Genomic DNA, 16414 nt, shown 5'->3' on the forward strand with positions numbered 1-16414 from the left:
GGCGTTGCAGCAGGAGAGGCAGGAGCGCCCGTTATGGTTCCGGGCGCGGAGAGAGGGTCTAGGGCTCCACGACCCGCTTGCCGAACATGGCCTTGGGCGATTTGCCGTGGTAGCGGGTGAAGGCGACGGTGAAGTTGTTGGCGTACTTGTAGCCCACCTGCCAGGCGACCTGGGAAACCCGCTGGCCGGTCTCCAGCAGGGTGAGGGCCTTGGTCATACGCAGCTCCAGCAGCAGCTCCGCCGGCGTGGCGTTGTACAGGTAGATCATGCCGTCCTTGAGCTTGTTCTTGTTGATGCCGACGATGGTGGCCATGTAATCGAGCGTCAGCGGCTTGTCGAGGTGTTCATCCATCATTTGCCGCGCCTGCTCGATACGCTCGATATCCTCCGGCGAGAAGGGGGATGAGGCGGCACCGTGTTGCGGCGCCAGCAGGCTGAACTGCTCGTTGAGCAGGCTCAGGGTGTGGATGTGCAGATCCAGCCGCGAGAGTTGGCTCTGGCAGGGCAGCAGGTGGCTGATCAGCGCATTGGCGTGGGCCATCGCCGCTGGCGTGCTGGCGCGGAAGGCCAGGCGGCTGAACTGCTGGCTGCCGAGGATCTCCGCCGCCCGCTCCGGCCCCACGTACTTGCGGATCAGGGACTCGTGCGCCACTACGCGCAGTTGCGAGACGGTGTCGTCCGCCTGGTAATGCCGCTCCCCGGGTATGCCCTGGAACGAGGAGATGGTGGTGTAGCCCTTCTGAAATTCCAGGCTGGTGGCGTCCTGCCCTTCGTAGCAGGAGCGGCCTTTCATGCCGAGGGTGATGACCATGACCCGGCCTTCGTGCGGCCCGTGGGTCTCCTCGATCAGCGGAACACTGGGGCGGTAGTGCAGCCTGCCAAGGCCAAGCCCTGGCTCCAGCTCGACGAAGTCGTGGAAGCAATGACCGACTTCGTCAGGTAGCTGCAGGCGTGTCTTGCCATCCCCCAGGACGCTGCGGATGCGTGGTTCCTCCATCGTCAGCCGGCAGCAGCTTTTTTGTGCGCTCACCTCTCACCTCCTGTCCCTTCTCGCCCCCGAAATTTTCCGCATAGAAATCTGTGCTTTTCGCATAGCAAAAAGTCAATGATTATCATTAAGCGTAGTGCATCATTCCATTGGAGGCCAGCCATGGCCACAAAAAAATAAAACTAACCGAAGGAAAATCAATGCTTTACAGGCAGCAACCCGTACGCCCGAGAGAACCTGAGCAACCCACAACAGGAAGCACACCGATCAGAGAGACGGCTAGCCGCGTCCATACGTTTCATGGGGTCGGAGGTGCTATCCATGGCGCATGAGCCTGCCGAGAACCTGACTTTCCCTTTCCCTCTCGCTCGACCGCACGCCCTGCAAGCCTGCTGGGACGTGCAGTTGGCTGGCCTGGATGCCGACGCCTTGCGCGTAGCCCTGGAGGCCAGGATGTTCGTGCAGCTGGATGATTTCGTCAGCGCGCAGCAGCTCGCTGACCACCTGTCGCTGCTCCCCACCAACACCGGCTATTTTCTTGAGCTGCTGTGGAGCATGGACGTGCTCGAGCGAGAGCACACAGCCAGCGGCGAGTTCCACTACCGCACGCGTACCGAGCTGCGTCCCTACCTGAACGCGGATTCGCCTCACTACTGCGGAGATGCCTTGCTGTATCGCCATCGGGTGCTACGGCAGGTCGGCGTGCAGTTGTCCGATTTGCTACGCGAAGGCATGCCACGCCCGCCATTGCCCGCCCCTGCCGCGCAGCAACAAGGCTGGGCCGAGGCAGCCAGGGTGCAGATTGCCCAGGAGCAGCAAGCGGTCACGGTCGAAGTGGCCTGCGACCTCCTCAACCGCCAGCCGGAATTTGCCCAGGCGCGACGAATGCTGGATCTGGGCGGTGGCCCCGGCCTGGTGGCGATCGCGCTGGCCGAGCGGCAGCCGGAACTGTCCGGCGTGGTGTTCGAGTACCCGGCAGTCGCCGAGGTGGCGCAGGAGAACATCCGACGCGCCGGCCTCTCCGGCCGTTTGAGCACGCGCGGCGGCGATCTGATACTGGACGATTTCGGCAGCGGCTACGACCTGATCTGGTGTTCGTCGGTGCTGCATTTCGTGCAGGACATCCCGGCCGCCCTGGATCGCCTGTACGCGGCGTTGCGCCCCGGCGGCCTGCTGGTCTGTTGCCATGCCGAGATCGCCTACGACGCGCGCCAGGCCAGGCCGGTGCTGCAGTACTACCTGCACATGCGCATGCAAGGGCGCCATGTGCTGCCCGCCGGGCAGTTGGCGACACAGCTGCAGCAGGCGGGGTTCGTTCGGGTCGAGCAGCTGGATGACGTGCGTTTTCCGGTAGCCCCCGTTGCCGTTCTGCTTGCCCGCAAAGGAAAAAACCTCTCATGACCAAGCCCCGCCTGTTCGGCCTGCAACTGTTGTTCGGCTGGATGAACCTGGTGCTGGCGGTGCCCAGCATCTACCTGATGTTCGGCATGCCGCTGGTGATGCGCCAGCACGGCTGGAGCGGCACCGAGATCGGACTGTTCCAGCTTGCCGCGCTGCCGGCGATCTTCAAGTTCCTGTTTGCCGTGCCGGTGCAGCGCGTGCGCCTGGGGCGCGGGCATTTCGTGCACTGGTTGTTGCTGCTCAGTGCGCTGCTGCTGGCGTTGTACTGGCTGATCGGTCGGCACAACCTGATCGGCGACCGGGTGATGCTGTTCGCGCTGACCTTCGCCATCAGCATTGCCGCCACCTGGGCGGATATTCCGCTGAATGCGCTGGCGGTGCAGTGGCTGCCGCGCAGTGAACAATTACGCGCCGGCAGCATCCGTTCCGCCGCGCTGTTCCTCGGGGCCATCGTCGGTGGCGGCGCCATGATCGTGGTGCAGTCGCGCCTGGGCTGGCAGGCCCCCTTCTGGTTGATGGGGGGCGGGCTGCTGATCGGCGCCCTGCCCTTCCTGTTGCTGCGCGCACAGGCCGCACTGCCCGAGCAGACAGCATCCGGCGACGCACCGGCCCCCGGTGTGATGGCGGACTGGGCAGGTTTCTTCAACCAGCCGGGGGCACGGCAATGGACGCTGTTGCTGCTGACCAGCTTCCCCTTCATCGGCGCGGTGTGGCTGTACCTCAAACCGTTGATGCTGGACATGGGCATGCCGCTGGAACACGTAGCCTTCATCGTCGGCATCGTCGGCGGCATGACCGGCGCGCTGTTCAGCCTGCTCGGCGGGCGCCTGGCACCGATACTGGGCACGGCGCGGGCCATCGCGCTGTACCTGCTGGCGGCGCTGTGCGCGCTGGCGCTGCTGACGCTCACGGTCTGGGCCGAGCTGGGACCGACCTGGCTGATCGCCAGCGCCATCTGCGTGGCGGCCAGCATGGGGGCCGTCTCGGCGCTGATGTTCGGGCTGACGATGTTCTTCACCCGGCGCCAGCGCAACGCCTCGGACTACGGTTTGCAAACCACCGTGTTCACCGTGGCTCGCCTGGCGGTGCCGATCGCCGCGGGGGTGCTGCTCGACCGCCTGGGCTACACCGGCATGCTCCTGGTGCTGACCCTGGGGGTGCTGTTGTCCTTCGTGCTGGCCTGGCGGGTACGCGGAAAAGTGGAACGCTCGGCCCAGTCGATACTGGACGGCGAACGGGTTTGAAGCATTCGGCAAAGGGCGCATGCGCCCTTTCGAATCCGGCCCGCTGGGTGAGCATCTTCCGCATAGTTTTTTGTGCTTGCGCCATAGGAAATAGCAGACAAAGCCGATTGCCATGGACGCCGCCCATTACGATAATGATTATCGTTATCGTATCTACTGAATAGGGAAAGTGGTATGAAACTATCTGCTTTGGTCGAACCGGCTGCCGGATTGAGCCGCGAAGAAATCAACCGCTACAGCCGCCATCTGCTGATCCCCAACGTGGGCATGATCGGGCAGCGCCGGTTGAAGAACGCCAAGGTGCTGGTCATCGGCGCCGGAGGCCTGGGCTCTCCAACCCTGCTCTACCTGGCCGCGGCTGGGGTGGGCACAATCGGGGTGATCGACTTTGACCGGGTCGATGACTCCAACCTGCAGCGCCAGATCATCCACGGGGTGGATACCGTGGGCGAGCTCAAGGTGGACAGCGCCAAGAAATCCATCGCCCGGCTGAATCCATTCGTCCAGGTGGAAACCTATACGGATCGCCTGGAGCGGGACATGGCGGTCGAGCTGTTCTCGCGCTTCGACCTGATCATGGACGGCACCGACAATTTCGCCACCCGCTATCTGGTCAACGATGCCTGCGTGCTGGCGAACAAGCCGTATGTGTGGGGCTCGATCTTCCGTTTCGAAGGACAGGCTTCCGTGTTCTGGGAGAACGCCCCTGACGGCCTGGGCCTGAACTACCGCGACCTGTATCCGGAACCACCACCGCCCGAGATGGCCCCGTCGTGCTCCGAGGGCGGCGTATTCGGCGTGCTCTGCGCGTCCATCGCCTCCATCATGGCCACCGAGGCGGTGAAACTCATCACCGGCATCGGCGAGCCGCTGCTTGGACGGCTGGTGGTGTATGACGCGCTGGAGATGCGCTATCGCGAGCTTCCCGTCGGCCGCTTGCCCAACCGGCAGCCGATCACCGAACTGGCCGAGGACTACCAGGTGTTCTGCGGCCTGGGGTTGCCGGCTGACGGCGCCGCGGCCTCCGTGCCTGGTATCAGCGTGACGGAACTCAAGAAGCTGATGGAGCAGAACGAGGTGCCCGTGCTGATCGACGTCCGCGAGCCCACCGAGTGGGACATCGTCCATATTCCGAGCGCGACCCTGGCAACGAAATCCCCCACGGTGGCACAGACGCTCCGGCAGCGATTTGGGGTGGATGCCAATCTGGTGATCGTCTGCAAGTCCGGCCGGCGTTCCGCCGAGGTGACCGGCGAGCTACTGGAACTGGGCATGCGCAATGTGCGCAACCTGGAGGGTGGCGTGTTGGCCTGGGTGAAGGATGTAGACCCCTCGCTGCCCAGCTACTGACACCGGGAGCGCACGGACATGGCACTGCATATCAAGCGTCAGGCGCTGGAGCAGGTTCTGGCTCACGCACGCTGCGATCATCCCATCGAAGCCTGCGGCATCGTGGCGTCTTCACGGGAAGACCAGGTAGCGGCCCGGATAGTCCCGATGCACAACCAGGCGGCGTCAGAAACCTTCTTTCGGTTCGACTCGCGGGAGCAGTTCCAGGTGTTCCGGAGCCTGGATGAGCGCGACGAGGTTCACCGGGTGATCTACCACTCCCATACCGCGACCGAAGCCTATCCGAGCCGGGAGGACGTCGAGTATTCGAACGGCCCGGAGACGCATCACCTGATCGTGTCCACCTGGGAAAAGGCCAGGGAGCCCGTCCGAAGTTTCAGGGTACTGCACGGAAAGATCATCGAAGAGAGCATCTCCATTCTGGAGTAGCGCCTCTTCCAACATTTCTATCAGGAATGCCCCAAGCAGTTATTGGAGGCAAAGGAGTTCTACATGTCGATTTCAGTGATTGTCCCCACATTGCTGCGCCCGCTGACCAACGGGGAAAAGAAAGTTACCACCCAAGGCAACTCGGTGGCCGAGGCTATCGACAATCTCGAGAGCCAGTACCCTGGCATCAAGGCCAGGCTGGTCAGCGCGGAACAGGTGCATCGCTTCGTGAATATCTACGTCAACGAAGACGACATCCGCTTTGCCGATGGGCTCAACACGCCGGTCAAGGCCGGTGACAGTCTGACCGTATTGCCTGCCGTCGCAGGTGGCTGATTCGTACACCAGGACACTGTTGAAAGAATGACCCCTGGTGATTCAAAGCCAGGGGCAAGTGCAACGCTTTTGTCTCTTGGTCTTGAATATGCCGACGCTCTTGAATGAATTCTCCTTGCTGCATGCATACACATCGTCTCTGCCGAAGTGGAATGCATTGCAGCGTTGCCTGACGGAACAGGCCAGGTTGCTGGGCATTCATCAGCTTTCGATTTCCTCGCCCGTGGATACGGGCGGCGCTGCGTTCGTGCTGCAGCACCCGGCCATCTCGCCCATCCAGGGCCATTACGTCTCTCCGTCCAACTGGCTGCCGACGAGACACCTTTCGGAACTGCTGCTGCAGGCGGGCAGCGGCCTCATGTCCGTGCATGGCCGCGCAAGCGGCAAGGCGCAACCGCTGGGCGTGAACTACCTCTCGGCGTTGACCGCCGCCATGACGCTGCAGGGCACGCTGGCCGCCGCCGTGGGGCAACTGCGCGGGGGAGCATTCCATCAGGTTCGGGTATCGCCACTGGGATGCGGGCTGCTCGGTATCGGGCAGTATCTGGCTGGAGCCACCGCCCCGGAAGATCGTGAAGAGTTCCTGCCTGGCAGCTCCGATCCGCAGTTGAGGCCGCCATTCCGTTCCTCTGACGGCATCACTTTTGAGCTGGAAACGCTCGACAGCTCACCATGGCGCAACTTCTGGGCGGCCGTCGGTATTGAAGCGGAACTGGCCGGAACGGCCTGGAAAGGATTTCTGCTGCGCTATGCCAGAGCCATGTCACCGCTGCCAGCTGCATGCCTGGCAGCGTTGGCGCGCCTGCGTTACGTGAAGATCCAGCAATTGGCGGCACAAGCGGGCGTAGCGGTGGTTCCTGTGCGCAGCGTTGCGCAACGCCGGGAGGATCTGGATTACCAACAGACCCTGGGTGCGCCATGGCGCTTCGCGCTTGCCTCTGCCGCCCCGGAAAACACCCGGGATATAGCGGCTCCAGCACATCTCCCGCTGCAGGGCCTGCGCGTCGTCGAGTGCTGTCGGCGCATCCAGGGGCCACTGGCCGGGCATCTGCTGGCACTGCTGGGTGCCGAAGTCATTCGCCTGGAACCACCGGGTGGCGATCCGCTGCGCGCCATGCCGCCCTGCGCGGAAGGCTGTTCGGTGCGCTTCGATGCCTTGAACCATCTCAAGACTGTTCATGAGGTCGACATCAAATCCGCCCAGGGGCGCCAGTCGATCTACGAACTGGCCCGTGAGGCGGACGTCTTTCTGCATAACTGGGCACCCGGCAAGGCCCAGGAGCTGCTGCTGGATGCCGAGCACCTGCACCGGGTTCAGCCACAACTGGTTTACGCCTATGCCGGTGGCTGGGGGCAGGCACCCGTCAGCGCCCCCGGTACCGACTTCACCGTCCAGGCCTGGTCGGGCGTGGCTGACGCCATTGCGACGGAGTCCGGTATCCAGGGCGGCTCCCTGTTCACCGTACTGGACGTGCTGGGCGGTGTGGTGGCGACGCTGGGGGTGACGGCGGCCTTGCTCAACCGTGCGGTCACGGGCACTGGCATCCACGTCGAAAGCTCGCTGCTGGGAACCGCTGATCTGCTGATGCAGGGCAACTGCACAGCATCGGCGGGCGTGCTGTCTGGCGTGCACCCAACGCGATCCGGCCTGATCGCCATCGATTGCCAACACCCTGATCAATTCCAGTCGCTGGCCACGCTGCTGGACATCCCTCTCGCCGCGGATACCTGCCAGGAACTGCTGGCGAAGCGCTTGCGTACACGCCCCGCTGCGCAATGGGAAACGCTGCTGAACGAGCACGGTATCGGTGCCTGCGTGGTCATCGAAGACCTCAGCCAGCTCGCCGCCGACTCGCGCATCGCCGAATGCCTGAACCACCAGACCTATTCCTCTGTCACTGCCCCCTGGAGCTTCCCATGAACAACGCCGGCATCATCGACTTGGTTCCTGTCGAGGAACGCAAACGCTGGGCGCAGGACGGTACCTATCCGAACCGGCCCGTATTCACGCTGTTCGCCAGCAAAGCCAAAGCGCATCCTGACAAGAAGGCCGTGCTGTCGCCGCAAGGCGACGTGACCTATGCCGAACTCCTGGATGCGGCCTTGCGTCTGGCCCACAGCCTGCGCGATTCGGGCATTGTGGCTGGCGACGTGGTGGCCTACCAGTTGACCAACCATTGGCTGTGCTGCGCCATCGACCTGGCGGTGGCGGCGCTCGGCGCCATCGTCGCGCCGTTCCCGCCGGGGCGCGGCAAGCTGGATATCCAGTCGCTGGTTCGTCGCTGCGACGCCCGGGCGGTGATCGTCCCCGAAGCCTATGAAGGCATCGATCTGTGCGAGGTCATTGAATCGCTGCGCCCCACCCTGCTGTCCATGCGCCGGCTGATCGTCCAGGGGAACCCCCGCGAAGGATGGGTCACGCTGGATGAGCTGCTGAGTGCCGCGCCGCTGGACGTCGACAGCCTGCCCGAAGTGTGCCCGGACTCGCCGGTGCGTCTGCTGGTGTCCTCCGGCACCGAGTCTGAGCCCAAACTGGTGGCCTACTCGCACAATGCCCTGGTTGGCGGACGCGGGCGCTTCCTGCAACGCATCGCCCCGGACAGCGAAGAGTTCCGCGGCATGTACCTGATCCCGCTGGGTTCGTCCTTCGGATCTACCGCCACCTTCGGCGTGCTGTGCTGGCTGGGCGGTTCTCTGGTGGTGTTGCCCAAATTCGACGTGGACGAAGCCATCAAGGCGATTGCGGCACTCCGACCGAGCTTCATTCTCGGCGTGCCGACCATGCTGCAACGTATCGCCGCCCATCCGCTGCTGCAGAGCGTCGACAAATCCAGCCTGCGCGGGCTGATCGTCGGCGGTTCGGTCATCGACGAGGCCACCGTGCGCAAATGCTGCGATGCCTTTGGCTGCGGCTTCATCAGCCTCTACGGTTCCGCCGACGGGGTGAACTGCCACAACACCTTGGACGATCCCATCGAGGTGGTGCTGAGCAGCGTCGGCAAGCCCAATCCGGCTGTCTGCGAGATTCGCCTGGTGGACGAAGACGGCCAGGAAGTGCCGCAAGGCGAGGTTGGCGAAATCACCGCTCGCGGGCCGTTGAGCCCCATGCAGTATGTCAACGCGCCGGAGCTGGACGAGCGTTACCGCGACCCGCAAGGCTGGGTCAAGACCGGAGATCTGGGCTTCATCAATGACAAGGGCTATCTGGTACTGGCCGGTCGCAAGAAGGACATCATCATTCGCGGTGGCGCCAATATCAGCCCGGTTCAGATCGAAGGTCTGGTCATGGCGCATCCCGATGTCGTCACCGTGGCGTGCGTCCCTGTTCCCGACGCCGATCTCGGCCAGCGGGTGTGCCTGTGCGTCACCTTGCGCGAGGGGGCGGCGAAGTTTTCCCTGAAGGCGATCACCGACTTCCTGCGCGAACAAGGACTGGAGGTGAACAAGCTGCCCGAGTACCTGCGCTTCTACCGCACCCTGCCGCTGACTCCAGCCGGCAAGATCGACAAAAAGGCACTGGCCGAAGAAGCCCACAAGCTGGGCGTTCTGGGCGTTGACCCGGTAGAGACAGGGCAACCAGCGCCGGGGCTGAGCCGCAGCCCGGTGGAGCACGTATGAAGAAATCAACCGGACACCTTCCTCGAAGGGGAACAGATGCAGTCGGCCAGACGGCCATGATCGCCTCGGTTCTGATCGGCGCTTTGTCGCCTGGAGCCCAGTTGGTATTTGCCGCGGATGGCACGGGTGCGCAGGTCGAGCCCCAGGCTCTGCCGGCGGTCACCGTCACGGCGGAGAAAATCGAGCGACCGCTGGAAAAAGTGCCCGCCAGCGTGGCGGTGATCGATGGCTGGGATGCCGAGCAGTCCGGCATCACCAGCCTGGCACAGCTGGAAGGGCGTATTCCTGGCCTATCGTTCCAGCCGTTCGGGCAGGCGGGTATGAATTCACCCGTCATGCGTGGGCTGACAGCCAACTTCAACAGCTTCTCCACCTCCACGCTGCTACTGGTCGATGGCGTGCCCACGCTGACGGCGCAGGGGTTCGAGAGTGGCCTGCTGGATCTGGATCGCATCGAGGTCATTCGCGGCCCGCAATCCACGCTGTATGGACGCAACGCCGAGGCCGGCGTGATTGCCATCCACAGCCTGCCAATGGACGCCACACCAAGAGCCAGCGTGTCGGCGGAAGCCGGCAGCCGGGATAAGCGCGCGATGCGCTTCGCGCTCAGCCAGCCGCTGGTGGAGAACCGGCTCTATGCCAGCGTATCGGGCAGTTGGTCGAGCCAGGACGGTTTCATCGACAACGCTCACACGGGGCACAAGGAGGACGATCGCGAACGGAGCAATCTCAATCTGGGGTTGCGCTGGACGCCAGGCGCTGCAACGGATGTGGTCATGCGCTATACGCGTCAGGAGTACGACGATGGCGCGTCCCTGTGGGGAGCACCCAGCGCTCCCACAAAGCAGGTCGCTTCCGGAACGCCGAGCTGGAATCGCTCCGAGGGGCAGACGTTGTCCCTCAATGTCCAGCATGCATTCGCCTCCGGCCTGCAGTTGCATTCGGTGACGGCCTGGAACGACTTCAAGGATCGAATCCAGCAGGACACGGACTTCATGCCGGCGAACGTTCTGCACGTCGGACGTGACCATCATCTGCGCACGCTATCCCAGGAGTTCCGCCTGGAAGGGCAGTTCGGGGATTCCAGTTGGCTCGCTGGCGTTTACGGCGATCACAGCGACAACGACCTGCGCAGCATCAGCAAGACCATGATGGGTCTGTCGGACATGCGCGCCGATCAGAAAAGCAATACCGCCGCCCTGTTCACTCACTGGAACGTACCCCTGTCGGCTGACTGGTCCCTGGCTGCCGGAGCACGTATCGAGCGTAGCGAGGTGGAATTGCAGCCGCGAGGGGCCGCAAGTCAGAAAAAGGGCTGGACGCACGTCTCTCCAAAACTCGCTTTGCAATATCAGATAACCGCCGATCACCAATGGTATTTGAGCGCCAGCCGGGGCGTGCGCACCGGCGGTTTCAACGTACTGGCACCCATGATGGGTTATCCGTCCTACGACCCGGAGAAGAACTGGTCGTATGAAACCGGCCTCAAGGGTTGGCTTCTCGATAAGCGCATTCGCTACTCGCTAGCCGCCTACATCATGGACATCGATGACATGCAGGTCATGCAGATGCCCACCGTGGGCATGATGTACATCACCAGTGCCGCAACGGCCACGTCCAAAGGCGTCGAGTTGGATGTGGACTACCTGCTCGGCGGCGGCTGGCAGCTCAAGGGCGGGCTGGCCTGGAACCGCACGCGCTTCGACCACTTCCGGGATGGCGCGGCCGATTACGACGGCAAGCGCAATCCGTTCGCGCCGGACCTGACCGGGCATATCGGCATCCGCTACGACGCCCCCCAGGGCTGGTACGCACAAGCCAGCGTGACAGGCAGCAGCAAGGTCTACCTGGATGCGGCCAACCAGTACCAACGCAACGGTTACGGCCTGGTGAACCTGGTGGCCGGATATCAGCGCGGCAACTGGGAAGTCGCGGCCTACGCCGACAACGTGACCGATCAGCGCTACGACGCAGTGGGCTACCAGAACGGCTTCGTCACCGTCTACAGCCCGCCGCGTGAAGCAGGCCTGCGGCTGTCATGGCGTATGTAAACGGAGTCGTCGGAAGCCCGCCGGAACGGGCAGTGCCACCAGCAGCAAGCCAGAGAGGATGCGGGCATATGCAGCAAGAGAGACGGACTATCGGAATCTTCCTGGTCAGCCAGGATAAGCAATTGGCACTGGACTTGGACATGGTGCTGGAAAGCGTGAACGGCTTGCTCAATGGCAATACCGATACGCCATTCGATGTGCCATCGGACGAGGAGTGCTTCCCCTATTGCCAGCTCTTCGCGCAGGCCTGTCGATACTTGCGCTCACAACGCCAGGACAAGCTGCCCGCCTTGTTTTCGCGGTGCTTCAACTCGCTGGCAACAGCCCGCCAGGCCCTGTCGGCTGGCGATCGGACGTTATCCCCAGTCGAGTGCGTATTGCTCGATACGCGGCATGAGGAGCCTCTCGATGACGACCCCTTCCTGCCGCTGACCCTGCAAACGCCACCGACCCGGCCCTCCCCCTGCTCCGCAATGCTGCTGTGCGAGGAGAAGGTTCTGGGCAAGTGGATGTGCCGCCTGGGCGGCAACCGCCTGGTGCGAGTGCCTCATTCCAATCCGTGGCAACGCCGCGCCGATATCCTCCGGCTGATTCTGGATCATCTGGAGCACGCCCATTTCAGTCGCATGCTCGCTCGCGCGAACCAGAAAGCCGACGGCCAGGTGACACTGGCACAACAGATTCATCAGCTCATGAGCGAACGCTGGGGCAATCAATGGGACTTCCATTTCTACACGGGTTCCATGGTGGCCGGCTTCATCGACTCGATGAAGACCCTGCTGCAGGGGACGGAAAACCGCTGTCTGACTGGCAACAACGAACACTCGTTGGCCGTGAGCGCGCTGGCCGGCTGGCAGCTGTATGGCCGTGCCTATGTGATCGCCATGACCTCCGGCATGATCGACGAAGCGCGTGGGACTCTGGCCAACCTCAAGCGTGCGGCGGCCCCTGGCATCATTGTCTGCGCCGACTCCCCGGAAACGGTCTGGTATCCATTCCAGGGCACGCTCGACGCCGACGGCAACGGACATGCGGTCATTGCCGCGCGCGGCTTGTGGCATGGATTCATGCGCACGCCCGATGACATGCCGACTTGCCTTGCGAGCGCCTTCCAGGCGCTCGATGAACGCCCCGCTCCAACCTTTGTCTTGGCCACGCAGAACGTGCTGGAGTCGCAGGCGAAAATCCCGGCAATCGTGGTTCAGCGCCCCTCCTCCCAGGCAACGACGCTTTCTTCCGCGCAATGCGAACGGCTGGATCATGCCGTGGCCGCAATCAACCACGACAATGCCCGGGTGCTGTGGCATTGCGGCCGACTCACGCCGGACGAGCGGAGTCAGGTTCTGCGCCTGGCTGAAAAAGCCGGCATCGCCCTGGTGGACAGCATCATTCATCCGGGCAGCGTGCCCGCTTTCCGCGAAGGCGTGCCGGTGCCGAACTATCTGGGGCCGCTGTCCATGTATGGATTCAACCGCGCGGTCTATGAATTCCTGGAAGCGCAGAACACCAGCGAGGAAGGCACTCCCTGGCTCTTTTTCCTCAAGGGCAAGGTGGAGCAATCCGCTACCCCGTATTCGGAAGGCAAGCTCAAGCGCAACTTCCGCATCGGCCAGGTCAACTGCAACAAGGCACACCTATCGCCATTCACCCTGCTGGGGCTGGACGTCCGCTTGACGGACTTCCTGAACTATCTGGAACCACGCCTGCTGGTGGACGACGCCGTGCTGCATCGGCGTCGGGCGAACCTCGAACAATTGCAGAAGCTGCCGGCGGCTCAGCCAAGCGATCTGATCGAGACGATGCCGATGACCCCCAATTACTTCTTCCACCAATTGGGGTGTCTGGTGGTCGATCTGATCGAGTCGCAAGGCTATCGCTATACCGGGGTCTACGACGTTGGCCGTTGCGGTCTGTCGGCACTGCGCAACGTGGCACGCACCGATCCCGGTTTCTCCGGCTGGTACGGCCGGGCCTTGATGGGGGACGGCCTGATGTCGCTGCCCTACATCGCCCTGAAGAACGAACGCAATGTGCTCGCGTTCATCGGTGATGGCGCTCGCGCAATAGCGCCGAATGTGGAACAGCGCCTGGTTGGCTCTTCGATCCGCGGCGTGGCTGGGCGTGGTGGCAACGTCACCGTTTTCTATCTGAGCAACGGCGTGCTTTCCATGATCCAGACCTACCTGGACAAACGCTACACGCTGAATGGCTGCAGCCAGGTCAACGTGCCGTTGACGCAATGGAAGGAGGAACCCGTCGAGCACGCCGAAGACGATGTGACGGTTCATCGGCGCGTTATCCGGCGGTTCTGCCCGGAGCTGCTGGGCGAGGCCTTGATGGCCCCGCGGCGCGTCAATTTCTTCGATGTCTGGCTTGGGCATAACTCGGAGGGCGATGGCTTGAGCCTGATCTCGGAAGGGTCCTGGAGCCGCCTGCGTACTCATGGAGAGTGAACACATTATGAAATTCGGTTTTATCGCCCATCCCACATCCAAGGACTTGCTGCATCAGGTCAAACTGATCGATATGGCGGGTCGTATGCTCGAAGAACAGGCCAGTGGCTACGACGCCGATCGCTGGCGCCGCCGCAATCTGGTTCCGTTCATTGAGTTCACGCGCATCGTGAGCGCCAGCGGTGCGCAATGTGAAGGCATCTTGCAGTTCATGCCGTTGACGGCCGAGCAGATGCTGAGTCAGCCAAGGCGCATTGCCGAGCGCGTCGTCGAAGGCGTCAATGCGCTCAAGGGTCAGGGAGCGGAGCTCGTAGGGCTGGGTGGCTTCACGTCCATCGTTGGCAATCGCGGCCTGCAGACACTGGAGCGCACGCAGATCCCGGTGACGACAGGCAACTCGCTGACCGCGTATGCCGCCTATATGAATCTGCTGGACGTACTGTCCGCGCTGGAAATTCCGCCAGAAAAAGCAGAGGTCGCCGTGCTCGGGTATCCCGGTTCGATTGCGCTGGCCATCGTCTGCCTGCTGGCACCATTGGGCTGCCGCTTGCGACTGGTGCATCGTGGGGGAAAACAGCAGGTCGACACTTTGCTGGAGTACCTGCCATCGCCATTTCATCGACAGGTTACGCTGCATGCCGGTCTGGAGGATTGCTATGAGCAGGTTCGGCTGTTCGTCGCCGCAACCTCCAGCGGTGGAGTCATCGATCCTCGGCGGCTGGCTTGCGGTAGCGTGGTCGTGGATGCAGCCCTGCCAAAGGATATGCAGCCCGGTTGGGAAAAACGCGACGACATTCTGGTCATCGATGGCGGGCTGGTATCGGCGACCGAAGCGGTGAACTTTGGGGCCATGGCCTTGGGTCTGGGGCCCAAGCGCAATCTCAACGGCTGCCTGGCCGAAACCATGATCCTCGCCCTGGAGGGCCGCGCCGAGCCATTCTCCATCGGCCGAGAACTGCCCGCTGACAAGGTGCTCGAGATCGGCCGCATCGCAGAGCGGCATGGATTTCTGCCTCACCCCATGGCGAGCCGTGGCGAATCGGTGGATGAGGTACGGCTCCATGAACTGCGCCGCTTCCACGGCGCCAGGCCGCCAGCAGCCGTCCACGACTTGAACGCCGGCTCCCAGGCGCTTCGCTCGGAAGTGCTGCGTTGCTTCGGTACGCACATAAACCCCATTCTGCGCGAATTCTATGAGTTCAATCATGTCGAGCGCGTCTTCAATCATGGCCAAGGCTGCTGGCTGACGGATCTGGATGGCCGCCGGTACCTGGATTTCGTGGCGGGATACGGCTGCCTCAACACGGGCCACAACCATCCAGCGATAGCTGCCAGGCTGCAGGATTTCCTCACTCAGCAGCATCCCACCTTCGTGCAGTATCTGTCTGCGCCGCTGCATGCCAGTCTGCTGGCCAAACGTCTGGCCGAGCTGGCTCCAGCCGGACTGGAGCGCGTGTTCCTGAGCAACTCGGGAACCGAGGCCATGGAGGCGGCATTGAAGCTGGCCTTGGCCGCCAGCGACAAACCCACGCTGCTCTATTGCACCAATGGCTATCACGGCAAGACGTTGGGCGCCCTGTCCGTGACGGGACGCGAGAAGCACCGCAAGGTGTTCGAACCGTTGCTGCCGCGCTGTGAGGAAATTCCTTTCGCCGATGTTTCCGCCTTGCGAGACCGGCTGCTCAAGGGGGACGTCGCGGCCTTCATCATGGAGCCGATCCAGGGTGAAGGTGGTGTCACCATGGCTCCTGATGGCTATCTCAGGGTCGTAAGGGATCTGTGCACCGAGCATGAATGCCTCTGGGTTCTCGACGAAATCCAGACCGGGCTCGGCCGTACCGGCAAGATGTTCGCCTGCCAGTGGGAAGATGTCTCGCCCGATATTCTGGTGCTCGCCAAATCGCTGTCGGGTGGTCTGGTGCCCATTGGCGCAACGCTGTCATCGAAAGAAGTCTGGCAGTGCGCGTACGGCAATATCGACCGATTCGCATTGCATACCTCGACGTTCGGCGGCGGGAACTTTGCGGCAGCCGCCGCCATGGCTGCGCTGGACGTGATCGAGCACGAGGACCTGCCCGGCAATGCCGCTCTGGTTGGCGCGCACCTGCGACAAGGGCTGGAGGAGTTGGCCCGCAAGCACTACTTCATCAAGGAGGTTCGCGGGCGGGGCCTGATGATCGCCATCGAGTTCCAGAACGATGTCTCGGATGGCATTGAAGCCTTCGTGCGCGATATGACCAGCCGGATGCCCGCCAAGGCCGCAGCGACCTACCGCATGATGCCCAGCAAGGCCCGCGAACACCTGGAAGCGGCCATGCGCGAGCTGGAGTCCACGCTGGCAGACATGTTCGTGCTGCGCATCATGACCAAGCTGTCCCAGGAGCACGGCATCCTGACCTTCGTGACGGCCAACAACAGCCGTGTCATGCGGATTCAGCCGCCGCTGGTTCTGTCGCAGGCAGAAGCCGATCGCTTCATCCAGGCATTGGGCGAGGTCTGCGAGGACCTCTCGACCTTTGAGTCATGAGCTCATCGATCAGCAGT

The 16414-nt window shown here is 62.9% G+C and carries 11 protein-coding genes; 10 read left to right on the forward strand and 1 reads right to left on the reverse strand.

Going from position 1 to position 16414, the window contains the following annotated elements:
- Positions 1 to 58: 58 nt before the first annotated feature.
- Positions 59 to 1030 carry a helix-turn-helix domain-containing protein gene (locus L1F06_RS13050; protein ID WP_129482347.1) on the reverse strand — a complete coding sequence of 324 codons (972 nt, stop codon included), beginning with the start codon at positions 1028 to 1030 and terminating at the stop codon, positions 59 to 61.
- A 279-nt stretch (positions 1031 to 1309) separates the two neighbouring features.
- Here L1F06_RS13050 and L1F06_RS13055 point away from each other — a divergent pair, with 279 nt between their 5' ends.
- The 10 genes from L1F06_RS13055 (at position 1310) to pigE (ending at position 16397) form a co-directional block, all read left to right on the forward strand.
- Positions 1310 to 2389, forward strand: a complete 1080-nt coding sequence (locus L1F06_RS13055; protein WP_065985202.1) for a class I SAM-dependent methyltransferase — start codon at positions 1310 to 1312, stop codon at positions 2387 to 2389.
- Positions 2386 to 3633, forward strand: coding sequence for an MFS transporter (locus tag L1F06_RS13060; RefSeq protein ID WP_065985201.1), 1248 nt, complete (start codon positions 2386 to 2388; stop codon positions 3631 to 3633). The genes L1F06_RS13055 and L1F06_RS13060 overlap by 4 nt, the downstream gene beginning before the upstream one ends.
- A 174-nt stretch (positions 3634 to 3807) precedes the next feature.
- Positions 3808 to 4983 carry a molybdopterin-synthase adenylyltransferase MoeB gene (moeB, locus tag L1F06_RS13065; protein WP_065985200.1) on the forward strand — a complete coding sequence of 392 codons (1176 nt, stop codon included), beginning with the start codon at positions 3808 to 3810 and terminating at the stop codon, positions 4981 to 4983.
- Between the two features lie 18 nt (positions 4984 to 5001).
- Complete coding sequence (locus L1F06_RS13070) at positions 5002 to 5412, forward strand: M67 family metallopeptidase (RefSeq protein WP_065985199.1); 411 nt, start codon at positions 5002 to 5004, stop codon at positions 5410 to 5412.
- A gap of 63 nt (positions 5413 to 5475) precedes the next feature.
- Complete coding sequence (locus tag L1F06_RS13075) at positions 5476 to 5748, forward strand: MoaD/ThiS family protein (protein WP_065985198.1); 273 nt, start codon at positions 5476 to 5478, stop codon at positions 5746 to 5748.
- Positions 5749 to 5785: 37 nt separating this feature from the next.
- Positions 5786 to 7669 (forward strand): CoA transferase, encoded by a 1884-nt coding sequence (locus tag L1F06_RS13080; protein WP_252576637.1) that lies wholly within the window; start codon positions 5786 to 5788, stop codon positions 7667 to 7669.
- Positions 7666 to 9366 carry a class I adenylate-forming enzyme family protein gene (locus tag L1F06_RS13085; protein ID WP_083237871.1) on the forward strand — a complete coding sequence of 567 codons (1701 nt, stop codon included), beginning with the start codon at positions 7666 to 7668 and terminating at the stop codon, positions 9364 to 9366. The genes L1F06_RS13080 and L1F06_RS13085 overlap by 4 nt, the downstream gene beginning before the upstream one ends.
- A complete protein-coding gene (locus L1F06_RS13090; protein WP_208857132.1) occupies positions 9363 to 11417 on the forward strand; it encodes a TonB-dependent receptor in 2055 nt (684 codons plus the stop codon). Before L1F06_RS13085 ends, L1F06_RS13090 begins: the two co-directional genes overlap by 4 nt.
- A gap of 68 nt (positions 11418 to 11485) precedes the next feature.
- On the forward strand, positions 11486 to 13870 hold the full coding sequence (locus L1F06_RS13095; protein WP_065985196.1) for a decarboxylase: 2385 nt from the start codon (positions 11486 to 11488) through the stop codon (positions 13868 to 13870).
- 7 nt (positions 13871 to 13877) lie between these two features.
- Positions 13878 to 16397, forward strand: a complete 2520-nt coding sequence (gene pigE, locus L1F06_RS13100; protein ID WP_065985195.1) for a prodigiosin MAP biosynthesis aminotransferase PigE — start codon at positions 13878 to 13880, stop codon at positions 16395 to 16397.
- Positions 16398 to 16414 lie beyond the last annotated feature (17 nt).

Origin of the sequence: Pseudomonas hydrolytica (assembly GCF_021495345.1) — a bacterium.
In the GTDB taxonomy this organism is placed as follows: Bacteria; Pseudomonadota; Gammaproteobacteria; order Pseudomonadales; family Pseudomonadaceae; genus Aquipseudomonas; species Aquipseudomonas hydrolytica.